Consider the following 12,764-nt stretch of genomic DNA (forward strand, 5'->3'; position numbering starts at 1 on the left):
GCTCCTCGCTCGCGATCACCGTCACGGGATCGCCCGACCCGCGCCGTCGCCCGTCCCCCCACCGGCGCTGCGACGATGACATCTGAGACCTCAGCGAACTCCGCGTCCCCCGATTCGTCTTCCGAATCCACCTCCGACTCCTCCTCGGGCCGGTCGCCGCACACCTTCCAGGTGGATCTGCGCGGACTGGTCGATCTCCTCTCCCACCACCTCTACTCCTCTCCCCGCGTCTACCTCCGCGAGCTGCTGCAGAACGCCGTGGACGCGATCACGGCCCGGCGCGCCGAGCAGCCGGACACGCCCGCCCTGGTGCGGCTCCACGCCTCCGGGGGGCGGCTGCGGATCGAGGACAGCGGGATCGGTCTGACCGAGGCCGATGTGCACAGTCTGCTCGCGACGATCGGCCGCAGCTCCAAACGCGGTGGTGCGCAGGGGCTGGCCTCGGCACGTGCCGAGTTCCTCGGCCAGTTCGGCATCGGGCTGCTGGCGTGTTTCGTCGTCGCGGCCGAGATCAGGGTGGTCAGCCGGTCGGCCCGTACGCCCGGGGCGCCGCCCGTCGAGTGGTGCGCCCGCGACGACGGTTCGTACACCGTCCGTACGCTCCCGGAGAGCGCCCGCGCCGAGCCGGGCACCACCGTGCATCTGGTCGCCCGCCCCGGCAGCGCGGACTGGCTCGCCGAGGAGCGGGTCCTCGCGCTCGCCCGCGACTTCGGTTCGCTCCTGCCGTACGACGTGCGGGTCGGCGAAGCCGCGGTCACCGCGCTTCCGGCGCCGTGGGACCGTCCGTATCCGAGCCCGGCGGGGCGGCGGGTGGCGCTCGCCCGTCATTGCCATGAGCAGTTCGGCTTCTCGCCGCTCGACGCGATCGATCTGAATCTGCCGCTCGCCGGGATCCGCGGCGTCGCGTATGTGCTGCCGTCGGCCGTGAGTCCGGCGCAGCGTGCGGGCCACCGGGTGCATCTCAAGGGGATGCTGCTGACCGACCGGGCCGATGAACTGCTGCCCGACTGGGCGTTCTTCGTGCGGTGCGTCATCGACACGGACAGTCTGCGGCCCACCGCGTCGCGGGAGGCGCTGTACGCGGACGAGACCCTCGCCGCCGTACGGGAGGCGCTCGGCGAACGGATCAGGGAGTGGCTGACCGGGCTTGCCGCGGGTGATCCGGAGCGGCTGGCGGAGTTCCTGTCCGTGCACCACCTGGGGGTGAAGTCACTGGCCCGGCACGACAGCGCCATGCTGCGGACGATGCTGCCGTGGCTGCCGTTCGAGACGACGGACGGCCGGTTGTCGCTGGAGGAGTTCGCCCGGCGCCATCCGGTGGTGCACTTCACCCGGACCGTGGAGGAGTACCGGCAGGTCGCTCCGATCGCGTCCGCGCAGGGCATCGGGGTCGTCAACGGCGGCTATACGTACGACACCGAGCTGGTCGAACGGCTGCCGTCGGTCCGGCCGGGGACGGCGGTCGCGGAGCTGGACGCCGATACCGTCACCGCGCATCTGGACACGGTCGATCCGGCCCAGGAACTGGCGCTCGGCGGCTTCCTGGCCGCGGCCCGAGCCAGGCTCGACCCGCTGGGCTGCGATGTGGCGCTGCGCGCCTTCCATCCGCTGACCGTGCCCGCACTGCATCTCGACGACCGTTCGGTCCGCCATGAGCAGGCCCGCGCCGACGCGGAGGAGCAGGCGGACGACCTGTGGGCGGGGATCCTCGGGTCGCTGCGCGGGACTGCGCCGCGCGCCCGGCTCGTGCTGAACCATCTCAATCCGCTGATCCGCCGGATCGGTTCGCTGAACACCCCGGAGCTGGCGGCGACCGCCACGGAGGCGCTGTACGGGCAGGCGCTGCTGATGGCGCAGCGGCCGCTGCGACCCGCCGATTCGGCGCTGCTGAACCGGGCGTTCATCGGGCTGCTGGAGTGGGCCACGCACCCGGTCCCGGAGCAGGCACAGCTCCCCGACCGTCCGCAGGAGGACGACCGATGAGCCTCGACGTCGCGACGATCCGGCAGGCCCTGCGGGACAACTACGCGGAGCCGGAGGGGCCGGCCCGCAATGCCCGTGCGGAGCGGCTGCTGACCGAGGCCGCGCGGACCGGGGACGCGCCGCTTCTCGTCGAGGCGCTCGCCAACCAGCTGCAGGCGTACAACTACAGCTCGGAGAAGGACAAGATGTTCGTCCCCTTCGCGCGCCTGCTGCGTATGTGGGACGAACAGCCCGGAAGCTTCGACCAGGTCATGACCCACCACCTCTTCTGGATGTTCAAGTGGGTCTCCAGTTCCATGATCTATCAGCCTCACATACCGCTCGCCTCCATCGAGAAGTGGCAGGGCGAGATGGCGCACCGCTACCGGCTCGCCGGGCATTCCGAACGGGCCGTGCGCCAGGGCGAGCTGCAGATCGCCCGCCATCTCGGCGATCTGGAGCGGGCCGAGCGGGCGTACACCGCCTGGCAGGCGGCCGACCGGGACCGGATGGCCAACTGCCACGCCTGCGAACTGCACAGCCAGGGCTCCTGGCAGGTGCACCGCGGGCTGGACGAGGAGGCGCTTCACACCTGGCGGCCGGTCCTCGACGGGGAGCACACCTGCGCCCATGAGCCGCATGCCGTGCTGGCGGCCTCGCTGCTTCCGCTGCTGCGCACCGGTCGCACCGAGGAGGCCCGCGGCCACCATCTGCGCGGGTACCGGATGGTCCGCCCGATGGAGTCCATGCGGGACTCCGTGGCGCTGCACATCGAGTTCTGCGCGCTGACCGGCAATGAGGCACGGGCCCTGGAGATCCTCGCCGAGCGGCCCGCGTACTTCACCGCCACCGGGAACCCCGACTCCCTGATGGACTTCCTGGCCGTCAGCGCTCTGCTGCTGGACCGGCTGACCGCGCTGGGCCACGGCGGCCAGCCCGTGCCGGGACCCACCGGCACGGACTGGACCGCGCGCTCGCTGGCCGGTCACGCCCGCGAGCAGGCGTTCGCACTCGCCGGCCGCTTCGACGAGCGCAACGGCAATACGCAGGTCGGCAACGTGGTGCGGGAGCGTCTGGCCCAGCAGCCGCTGCTGGACCGGCTGCCGCTCGGCCTACGGGCTCCGCGGCTGACCGCGGTGGCCCCGGAACCGGCCGCCGTGCCCAGGACCGCCGTGGACGCACCGCTCGGCCTCCCCGATCTGCTCGCCGACGCCCGTCGCCTCTCCGACGCCCAGCATCCGGACGCCGGGGCCGCCTGGCAGGCCGCCGCCCGTGCGGCCGAAGGTTCGACGGGGCTCTCGGACCACGACCGGGCATGCATCGACGACCACCGGGCGATGGACGGTGCCCTCCCGCCGGCCGTGGCGCGGGAACTGTTCCTGTCCGCGTCCGAGCTGTACGGGGCGGCGGGAGACCCGGGCGAGGCCGTTGCCGCGGCAGCCCGGGGCGCGTACGCCTGCTCCCTGGAGGCCGGGCACGCGACCGAGGCCCTCGCCGAGGCAGCTGTCCTCGTGGACCGCGCCCTCGCCCTGCACGCGGAGGGCCGGGCCACCGCCCGCCAGGCCGGCGGCGTGCTGGTCTGCCGGGCCCGGATCCTCAATCAGCTGGTGCTCGACGCCCCGGACGAGCCGTCTGCCGAAACCGCGGTCGACGCTCTCGAACAGGGGGTACGGGAGCTGCTCGCCTTCACCGAACCGCTGGGCGCGCAGGCCGGGGTGGCCACCCGGACCGCGGAGGCGGTGGGGTTCCTCGGCGACATCTCGGCCTACCGGGGCGACGGGCCGGGAGCGGGCGAGCTGTATGCGCGGGCCGCCGCCGAGACCATCGGGGCCGGACTGCCCTGGTACGCCGTCGCCTACGAGACCAAGGCCGCCAGGATCGCGGTCCAATTGCACGACCACGCCACGGCCGAGCGCACCGCCCGCGCGGCCCTGGAGCACGGCGCGGCGTTCGTACCCGCGCCGGGCCGCGCGCGACTGCATCTGCAGCTCGCCGAAGTGCTCGGCGGTATCGGGGAGTTCGCCGAGGCGTCCCAGCAGGCGCTCGATGCCGCGCACTGGGCGGACGAGGCGGGCGAGAGCGGCGGCCTGGGAGTCCACGCCAGGCACCTGCTCGGCGGCTGGTTGCTTCAATCGGGGCGGGCAGCGGAGGCGGCAGCCGTACTGGAGGCCGTGCTGCCCGACATCACGGCCGACGACCACGGCGACGGCATGGTCGTCCAGACGCTGTGGTGGCTCGGTGACGCACTGACCGCGCTCGGCGAGTCGCGGGAGGCGGCCGGACACTGGCTGAAGGCGGCGGACATCGCGCGGTCCTGGCCCGAACAGCACGATCACGCGATGCTTGCCAACCTCGCCGGGCAGGCGCTGTACCAGGCCGAGCTCAACTCCCAGGCAGAAAAGGCGTATGCGCGCGCCGGGGAGCTGTGGCGGGAGCTGGGCGACGTCCATGCACTGGTAAGGACGTTGCGGGTGCGGGCCTGGATCGCGGTCCGGGAGGGGCAGCCGGGGCCGGCGGCGGCACGGGCGTTCATGGCCGCGGCGGTGCGCGAGTGCGAGGCGGCTCTGGCGGCCGCGGAGCCGGAACAGATGCCCGGGCTGTGGGCGGAACTCGCGGACACTCACCGCCAGACCGGCGAACTGATCGCCGACGCCTGCGAGGGCAAGCCGGACGAGGACGACGAGGGATGCGCGCGTACGACGTACGAGGAGGCGCTCGGTCAGGTGAACCGGGCCGTCACCGGCTTCACCGGGGCCGGCCCGGACTTCCTGGGCCGGCGGACGGCGGCGGAACTGATGGCTGCCTGGCTGGAGGCGGACCTGGGCCGCCGCGACGAGGCGCGGGCGCGGGCGCGGGCGGTGCTTGCGGTGTACGAGGGTGCGGAGGCGGACGACATGGTGCGTGCGCGGCGGGCGGAGGCGGAATCGGTACTCACGTACGTGGACCCGGCACCGCACCAGTAGGGACGGGGCTACTCCACCCCGATCAGCAGCGGCGTTCCCTGTCCGCCGCCCCGGTACACCACCGTGTCCACCGCCAGATAGCCCTCCCGCACATGTTCCTCCAGCGCGTCGGCCAAGGCGTCCGGTACGTCCTCGCCCAGTACCAGCGTGACGAGTTCGCCGCCCGCCGCCAGCATCCGGTCGATCACCGACCGGGCCGTGCCGGGGACGTCCTCACCGATGACCGCCACATCGCCTTCGATCAGGCCCAGGATGTCGCCGGCCTGGCAGATGCCCGCCATGGTCCAGGACTGCCGTTCGGCGACGGCCAGTTCGCCGTAGCGGGTGGCCCCGGCCGCAGCGGTCATCGCCACCACGTCCTCGTCGAAGCTGCGGTCCGGCTCGTGGACGGCAAGCGCGGCGATGCCCTGGACCGCGGCCCGGGTCGGGATGAGGGCGACCCGGATGCCCTCGGTGCGGGCCTGTTCGGCAGCGGCCGCCGCCGTGTGGCGCAACTCGGCGTCGTTGGGCAGGAGCACCACCTCGCGGGCGTGCGCGCGGCGGATCGCGTCGACCAGTTCGCCACTGGCCGGCGGCTCACCGGGCCGGGCGAGCACGGTGGTCGCACCGGCCTCCGCGCAGAGGCCGGAGAGCCCGGGGCCGGGGACCACGACGACGACACCACGCTGCGCGGGATCTCTGCGGTGCGGGTGGACCCGGTCGGCGCCGAAGTGGGTGATGCGGATCCGGTACGGCCGGCCGGCCTCGACCCCGGCCTCCACCGCCGCCCCCGCGTCGTCGACATGGACGTGGACGTTCCACAGCCCGTCTCCGCCGACCACGACGAGCGAGTCGCCGAGCCCGTCGAGCCGGGTCCGCAGCCGGTCGACCGCGTCGTCCCCGGCCTCCAGCAGATAGATCACCTCGAAGGCGGGGCCGTCCTGCGGTCCGCCCGCCGCGCAGTCGTCGGCCGCGGCAGTGGTCACGGGGGCGATGTCGGGGGTCACCCAGGTGCCGTGTTCGGGCGCCTGGCCGCAGAGCGCTACGACGAGCGCCTCGAGGACGGCCACCAGTCCCCGTCCGCCGGCGTCCACGACGCCCGCCCGCCCGAGGACGGCCAGCTGTCCGGGGGTCGCGTCCAGCGCCGTGCGCGCCCCCTCGTACGCCGCCTGCACGACCGCTTGCGGACTCGGGTCGCCCGCCGTGCGCCCGGCGGCCTCGGCGGCGGCGGTGGCCACCGTCAGCACGGTGCCCTCGACGGGGTGGGCGACGGCCGCTCTGGCTGCCGTCGCGGCCCGGGTCAGCGCGAGACGCAGATGGTCCGCGTCGTGCCCGTCGGCCAGCACCCCCGCCATGCCGCGCAGCAGCTGCGCCAGGATCGTCCCGGAGTTCCCGCGGGCGCCGATCAACGCCCCGTGCGCCATGGCCCGTACGGCATCCGCGAGGGCGGGCACGGACGCGCCGGTCTCGTGCGCGGCGAAGACCGCTTCGACGGCTCCTGCTGCGGACTCCACCGTCAGATAGAGGTTGGTCCCGGTGTCCCCGTCCGCCACGGGAAACACATTGATCGCGTCGATGGCCGCCCGCTCCCGACCCAGTGTCTCCAGGGCGAGCGAGCACCAGGTACGCACCGCGACGGCGTCCATGTCGTCGGCGGTCTGCGACACGTGGTGTTCCTCCTGGAGAGCGGCCGTGGGCGGCTGGCTGAACCGCAGAGTAGTCCGGCCCGGTGGGTCCGGCCGGGGCAGGGGCGGGGCAGACGGCGGTGAAACCCATGGTAGTTTCGTTCTACCGACGCAGCCGTTGTATGCTGCTTCGGTTGCCCGATGAGAGTCGGGCCATTCCTCCGGTACCGCCACTTCAGTCAAATGATTCCGGCGCGCCGGAATTCACTGTAAGTGCACCTGAAGTCTTTGGAGTGACCCGTGGCTGCCAACTGCGACGTCTGCGGCAAGGGGCCGGGCTTCGGCAACAACATTTCGCACTCGCACCGCCGTACGTCCCGTCGCTGGAATCCCAACATCCAGCGCGTGCGTGCCGTGGTCGGTCGGACGCCGAAGCGGCTCAACGTCTGCACCTCGTGCATCAAGGCCGGCAAGGTCGCGCGCTGACGTTCCCGTCGTAGCGCAGCCTTCCGGTTGCCCAAAAAGCCGGTCCACCTCGGTGGACCGGCTTTTTGCTGTGCGCCGAGCTCCTACAGCCGCCACCCGTGGTCGACGGGGCCGATCCCGGCGCCCAGCGGGAAGCCTGCCGCGATCGCCCCGGTGACGTACTCCTTCGCGGCCCGTACCGCCGTCGGGACGTCCTGCCCCCGGGCCAGCCCGCAGGCGATCGCGGAGGCCAGGGTGCAGCCCGTGCCGTGGGTGTGCCGGTTGTCGTGCCGGGGGGCGCGCAGCCAGTGCTCCTCGGCGCCGTCCGTGAGCAGATCGACCGGGTCGCCTGGCAGATGCCCGCCCTTGATGACGACCCAGCGCGGTCCGTATCCGAGAATCTCCCCGGCGGCCCGCCGCATTCCGGGCTCGTCCATGACGGTCACTCCGGTGAGCTGTGCCACCTCGTCCAGGTTGGGGGTCGCCACCGTCGCGACCGGCAGAAGCTTCTTCCGTACGGAATCGAGGGCCTCGGCGGCCAGCAGCGGATCGCCGTGCTTGGAGACCCCGACCGGGTCGACGACCACCGGGGCGTCGGTCGCCGCGAGGAGTGCGGCGACGGTCTCCACGAGTGCGGCCGACGCCAGCATGCCGGTCTTCACCGCCTGGACCCCGATGTCGTCGACGACGCTGCGGTACTGGGCCCGGACGGCCTCCACGGGCAGCTCCCACGCGCCCTGGACACCCAGCGAATTCTGCGCCGTCACCGCGGTGATCACGCTCATGCCGTGCACGCCGTGCGCCAGCATCGTCTTCAGATCGGCCTGAATGCCCGCACCGCCGCCGGAGTCGGATCCGGCGACGGTGAGTACACGGGGTGGCACGAGCGGTGCGGCGGGGGATGCAGATATGGCCATACCCCGAAATCTACTCCGGGCGCCGGAGCTACCGGGCGCCCCCTAGTGGGCGTCCTCGATGCCACCGAAATGGTCCCAGCCGCCCTTGCTGGTCCAGGGCGCCCCGTCGACCGTCACCTGGGGCAGCGCCGACGGGTTGAGGACCTCGCCGATCACCTTCCAGCGGGCGGGCAGTTTCACGTCCGCCGGGAAGGTGGCGACGATCGCGTGGTCCTCCCCCCCGGTGAGCACCCACTGCAGCGGATCCACGCCGACCGCCTGGCCGATGTCGGACATCTGCGAGGGGATGTCGATGAGGCCGGAGCGCAGATCGATCCGGACCTTGCTGGCCTCGGCGACGTGCCCGAGGTCGGCGACGAGCCCGTCGCTGACGTCCGTCATGGCGGTGGCACCGAGCCCGGCGGCCGCGGGGCCCGCGTGGTACGGCGGTTCGGGGCGCCGGTGGGCCTCGACGAAGGCGCGCGGCGAGCGGAAGCCGCGGGAGAGCACCGCATACCCGGCGGCGGACCAGCCGAGCCAGCCGGTGACAGCGACGACATCGCCGGGGCGGGCGCCGGCCCGGGTGACCGGTTCGTGGTTGCGCAGGTCACCGAGTGCGGTGATCGCGACGGTGATGGTCTCCCCGCCGACCACGTCACCGCCGACCACGGCCGCCCCCGCGACCTGGCATTCGTCACGGATGCCGTCCATCAGCTCGCCCGCCCAGGTGACCGGGAGTTCGGCGGGGACGACCAGGCCGAGCAGCAGCGCGGTGGGCACGGCGCCCATGGCGGCGATGTCGGCGAGATTCTGCGCGGCGGCCTTGCGGCCGACGTCGTACGCCGTCGACCAGTCGCGGCGGAAGTGCCGTCCCTCCAACAGGATGTCAGTACTGGCCACGACCCTGCGGTCGGGAGCGGCCACGACCGCGGCGTCGTCGCCGGGTCCGAGCCGTACCGCCGGAGTGGTGGTGAGCCGGGAAGTGAGCTCCCTGATGAGCCCGAACTCCCCCAACTCGCCCACGGTTCCCTTCACCGAGTCTCACCTCTCATCTATCGCGCCGGACAGGCGTCCGGCCTGGATCGGCGGCCGGGGGCCGGGACCGTGGTCCGGCCGTCGGAAGCAGTCTGCTCCGGTTGTCACCGGCATGCCTGTCCCCCATCCGGACCGCTGCACTTGCGGTCGCGAGCCGTCACTGCTGTCGGTACTGTCAAGAGATACGTCAACCTCTGCCATCCGTACGCCACGCGGTGGGACGTCACCCGGTCCGCAGGTCTCCCCGCGGCCCGCGGCAACGCGATACCGTGGCGTCTCTTTCCCCCACATGATCCTCGTGGCCGCCCTGGAGGTTCCGTGGTACAGGCGTACATCCTTATTCAGACCGAGGTGGGCAAGGCGTCGACCGTCGCCGAGACCATCACGAAAATCCCGGGAGTGATCCAGGCAGAGGACGTCACCGGCCCCTACGACGTGATTGTGCGCGCGCAGGCCGACACAGTCGATGAACTCGGACGCATGGTGGTTGCCAAGGTGCAGCAGGTGGAAGGCATCACGAGAACCCTGACCTGCCCGGTCGTTCATCTGTAGCCCCCTTATACGCTGGGCCGGTGACGTCCTTCCGCCGCCGGCTTCGCCGCCCCGTGTTCCTCGGTCCGTCCGCTGCCGTTCTGCTGCTGGCCGCGGCGGGCTGCTCTTCCACGGACACCCATGCGTCGATCACGGTTCCCACCCCGGCGCCGGAAGCCGCAGCCTACTGCCGTGCACTGCACAAGGAGCTGCCGAAGACCGTCGCCGGACAGGAGCGCAACGACCCCGGGCCGAAGTCGGAGCTGACCGCCGGCTGGGGGGACGGGGCGATCGTACTGCGCTGCGGCGTCGACCGGCCCGCAAAGATGGACGATCCGATGGCGAAGGGGGCCGAGGCGGACGGCGTCAACTGGCTGCTGGAGCAGCCGGAGGACGCCGGTCCGCGCTTCACCACCACCTATCGCAAGGCGTATGTCGAGGTGTCGCTCTCGACGGCGTACGCGCATGACATGAGCCCGCTGGCGGCATTCGCTGCTGCCGTCAAGAAGACGGTGCCCAGCAGCCTCTAGAAAGTGTCCGCACAGTCCGGCCCGGCGCTTGTGCTGCGCGTCCGGCCCGGTGCCTCTCAGCGCAGGCCGGTCGGGCGGGTCAACGCCGCCTGGATCAGCCGGTCCACCAGCTCCTGGTAGCTCACGCCGCTCTCCTGCCACATCCGCGGGTACATGGAGATCGGGGTGAAGCCCGGGAGCGTATTGATCTCGTTGATCACGAAGCCGCCGTCCTCGGTGAGGAAGAAGTCGGCGCGCACCAGGCCCTCGCAGGACGCCGCCTCGAAGGCTTCGACCGCGAGCCGCTGGACCTCGGCCGTCTGCTCCTCGGTCAGCGGGGCGGGCACGATCCCGGACGCCGAGTCGATGTACTTGGCCTCGAAGTCGTAGAAGTCGTGCGCGGTGACCGGCGGGATCTCGGCGGGCACGCTGGCGCGCGGTCCGTCCTCGAACTCCAGCACCCCGCACTCGATCTCGCGTCCCCGCAGCAGCGACTCGACCAGGAACTTGGGGTCGTGGCGGCGGGCTTCCTCGATCGCCTCGTCGAGGCCGGAGAGGTCGTCGACCTTGGTGATGCCGATGGACGAGCCTGCCCGGGCGGGCTTGATGAAGAGCGGCCAGCCGTGCTCACCGGCGAAGTCCACGATGCGCTTGCGGGCACCGTGGCGATCGGTGTCCCATTCGCGGGGGCGGATCACGACGTACGGGCCGACGGGCAGCCCGAACGAGGTGAACACCCGCTTCATGTACTCCTTGTCCTGGCCGACCGCCGAGGCGAGCACACCGGCGCCCACGTACGGCACCCCGGACAGCTCCAGGAGCCCCTGGAGGGTGCCGTCCTCGCCGTACGGACCGTGCAGGACGGGGAAGACGACGTCGACCTCGCCGAGCGCCTTCGGGACCGAGCCGGGCTCGCTGTAGACCACCTCGCGGCTGCCGGGGTCGACGGAGAGCACCACGCCGCCCTCGCCGGACTCGGCCAGTTGTGCCACGTCCGGCATCTTCCGGTCGGTGATGGCCATCCGCTCGGGCTCGTCGGCGGTGAGCGCCCAGCGGCCGTCCGTCGTGATGCCGATCGGCAGGACGTCGTACTTCGTCCGGTCGATGGCGTTCAGGACGGCACCTGCCGTGACGACCGAAATGCCGTGTTCGGAGCTGCGGCCGCCGAACACGACGGCCACACGCGGCTTGCGGAGCTGCTGCTCCGGGCTCTGGGGGAGGTTCTCGCTGCTCATATCGCGTTGAGCGTACCTGCTGGTACGAGCCGCGTCAGCGTCCCCTGGGCCGACCCGCGTACAGCGAAGCCGCTCAGTGGCGCTCGGCCTTCGCGCTGCGCGACATCAGCTCGCCCAGAGCGACCATCGGCGGCTTGCCCTCGTGGACGATGGAGAAGACCGTCTCCGTGATGGGCATGTCGATCCCGTGCCGGCGCGCCAGATCGAGCACCGATTCACAGGACTTGACGCCCTCGGCGGTCTGCTTGGTGACGGCGATGGTCTCTTCCAGCGTCATGCCGCGGCCGAGGTTGGTGCCGAACGTGTGGTTGCGCGACAACGGCGAGGAGCACGTCGCCACCAGGTCGCCGAGGCCCGCGAGTCCGGAGAACGTGAGCGGGTCGGCGCCCATGGCGAGGCCGAGCCGGGTGGTCTCGGCGAGGCCGCGGGTGATGAGCGAGCCCTTGGCGTTGTCGCCGAGACCCATCCCGTCGGCGATGCCGACGGCGAGACCGATGACGTTCTTGACCGCGCCGCCGAGTTCGCAGCCGACCACATCGGTGATGGTGTACGGGCGGAAGTACGGGGTGTGGCAGGCGGCCTGGAGGCGGCGGGCCACCGACTCGTCCTGGCAGGCGACGACGGCCGCGGCGGGGCGGCGTTCGGCGATCTCCTTGGCCAGATTGGGGCCGGTGACGACGGCGATACGGTCCGCGGGGACCTTGGTGACGTCCTCGATGACCTCGCTCATCCGCTTCGCGGTGCCGAGTTCGACGCCCTTCATCAGCGAGACGAGAACGGTGTCCGGACCCAGATGCGGGGCCCAGTCGGCAAGGTTGGTCCGCAGCGTCTGCGACGGCACGACGAGCACGGCGAAATCGGCGCCGCGCAGCGCCTCGGCGGCGTCGGTGGTGGCCCTGATGGAGTCGGGGAGTTCAATTCCCGGCAGATAGTCGGGGTTGGTACGGGTCGTGTTGATCGCCTCGACGACCTCGGCGCGACGGCCCCAGAGCGTGACCTCGCAGCCCGCGTCGGCGAGGACCATACCGAAGGCCGTACCCCATGAGCCGGTTCCGAAGACGGCTGCTTTTACGGGGTGCGTCACTTGGGTCCCTTTCCTTCGGCCTTGCGCCGCTGTTCGGCACGCGCGCTGCGGTGGTCGTAGAGCTCGGCGGGGGCCTTCTCACCGCGCACGACTTCGAGCTGGGCGGTGACCGCGGCCATGATGACCTCGGTCGCCTCGCGCAGGACGTCGGGCGTCGGCTCCTTGTCGTAGAACCGGGCGAGGTCGACGGGCGGTCCGGCCTGCACCTGGAGCGTCTTGCGGGGGAAGAGCCGGAGCTTCTTCTCCTTGGCGTACGGCGGCATCGCCATGTTGGCGCCCCACTGCGCAACAGGGATGACGGGAGCCTTCGTCATCAACGCGACGCGGGCGGCACCGGTCTTGCCGGCCATCGGCCACATGTCGGGGTCGCGGGTGAGGGTGCCCTCCGGGTAGAAGGCGACGCATTCACCGCGCTCGATGGCGTCGACGGCGGCCCGGAAAGCATCCAGCGCATTGGTCGTCTCGCGGTACACAGGGATC

General features: G+C 71.8%; 11 protein-coding genes. 5 read left to right on the top strand and 6 right to left on the bottom strand.

Going from position 1 to position 12,764, the window contains the following annotated elements; genetic code table 11:
- The first annotated feature begins 75 nt into the window (after positions 1–75).
- Both ABZV38_RS32310 and ABZV38_RS32315 read left to right on the top strand, forming a co-directional pair.
- Positions 76–1,983 carry an HSP90 family protein gene (locus ABZV38_RS32310; protein WP_356331992.1) on the top strand — a complete coding sequence of 636 codons (1,908 nt, stop codon included), beginning with the start codon at positions 76–78 and terminating at the stop codon, positions 1,981–1,983.
- A complete protein-coding gene (locus ABZV38_RS32315) occupies positions 1,980–4,925 on the top strand; it encodes a tetratricopeptide repeat protein (RefSeq protein ID WP_356331993.1) in 2,946 nt (981 codons plus the stop codon). Before ABZV38_RS32310 ends, ABZV38_RS32315 begins: the two co-directional genes overlap by 4 nt.
- 8 nt (positions 4,926–4,933) lie before the next feature.
- Here the strand turns inward: ABZV38_RS32315 and ABZV38_RS32320 are convergent, their stop codons facing one another.
- Positions 4,934–6,571: a DAK2 domain-containing protein gene (locus ABZV38_RS32320; protein WP_356331994.1), complete on the bottom strand. Its 1,638-nt coding sequence runs from the start codon at positions 6,569–6,571 to the stop codon at positions 4,934–4,936.
- Between the two features lie 258 nt (positions 6,572–6,829).
- Here ABZV38_RS32320 and rpmB point away from each other — a divergent pair, with 258 nt between their 5' ends.
- Positions 6,830–7,015: a 50S ribosomal protein L28 gene (gene rpmB, locus ABZV38_RS32325; protein ID WP_030928661.1), complete on the top strand. Its 186-nt coding sequence runs from the start codon at positions 6,830–6,832 to the stop codon at positions 7,013–7,015.
- An 83-nt stretch (positions 7,016–7,098) separates the two neighbouring features.
- Here rpmB and thiD read toward each other — a convergent pair whose 3' ends face one another.
- Positions 7,099–7,911 (bottom strand): bifunctional hydroxymethylpyrimidine kinase/phosphomethylpyrimidine kinase, encoded by an 813-nt coding sequence (thiD, locus tag ABZV38_RS32330; protein ID WP_356331995.1) that lies wholly within the window; start codon positions 7,909–7,911, stop codon positions 7,099–7,101.
- 42 nt (positions 7,912–7,953) lie between these two features.
- Complete coding sequence (locus ABZV38_RS32335) at positions 7,954–8,925, bottom strand: thiamine-phosphate kinase (protein WP_356331996.1); 972 nt, start codon at positions 8,923–8,925, stop codon at positions 7,954–7,956.
- A gap of 318 nt (positions 8,926–9,243) precedes the next feature.
- Between ABZV38_RS32335 and ABZV38_RS32340 the strand changes: the two genes are divergently transcribed.
- Together ABZV38_RS32340 and ABZV38_RS32345 are read left to right on the top strand one after the other, a co-directional pair.
- Positions 9,244–9,477: an Lrp/AsnC ligand binding domain-containing protein gene (locus ABZV38_RS32340; protein ID WP_030928667.1), complete on the top strand. Its 234-nt coding sequence runs from the start codon at positions 9,244–9,246 to the stop codon at positions 9,475–9,477.
- 20 nt (positions 9,478–9,497) lie between these two features.
- Positions 9,498–9,986 (top strand): DUF3515 domain-containing protein, encoded by a 489-nt coding sequence (locus ABZV38_RS32345; RefSeq protein ID WP_356331997.1) that lies wholly within the window; start codon positions 9,498–9,500, stop codon positions 9,984–9,986.
- Between the two features lie 56 nt (positions 9,987–10,042).
- Here ABZV38_RS32345 and ABZV38_RS32350 read toward each other — a convergent pair whose 3' ends face one another.
- From ABZV38_RS32350 to ABZV38_RS32360, 3 genes are all read right to left on the bottom strand, one after another.
- Entirely contained in the window at positions 10,043–11,200 is a 1,158-nt protein-coding gene (locus ABZV38_RS32350; RefSeq protein ID WP_356331998.1) for a D-alanine--D-alanine ligase family protein, read from the bottom strand.
- 73 nt (positions 11,201–11,273) lie between these two features.
- Positions 11,274–12,284 (bottom strand): NAD(P)H-dependent glycerol-3-phosphate dehydrogenase, encoded by a 1,011-nt coding sequence (locus tag ABZV38_RS32355; RefSeq protein ID WP_356331999.1) that lies wholly within the window; start codon positions 12,282–12,284, stop codon positions 11,274–11,276.
- A partial coding sequence (locus ABZV38_RS32360; RefSeq protein ID WP_356332000.1) for a lysophospholipid acyltransferase family protein occupies positions 12,281–12,764 on the bottom strand: 484 nt, incomplete at its 5' end. The genes ABZV38_RS32355 and ABZV38_RS32360, both read right to left, overlap by 4 nt.

It is taken from the genome of Streptomyces sp. NPDC005181 (assembly GCF_040608395.1).
GTDB lineage: Bacteria > Actinomycetota > Actinomycetes > Streptomycetales > Streptomycetaceae > Streptomyces.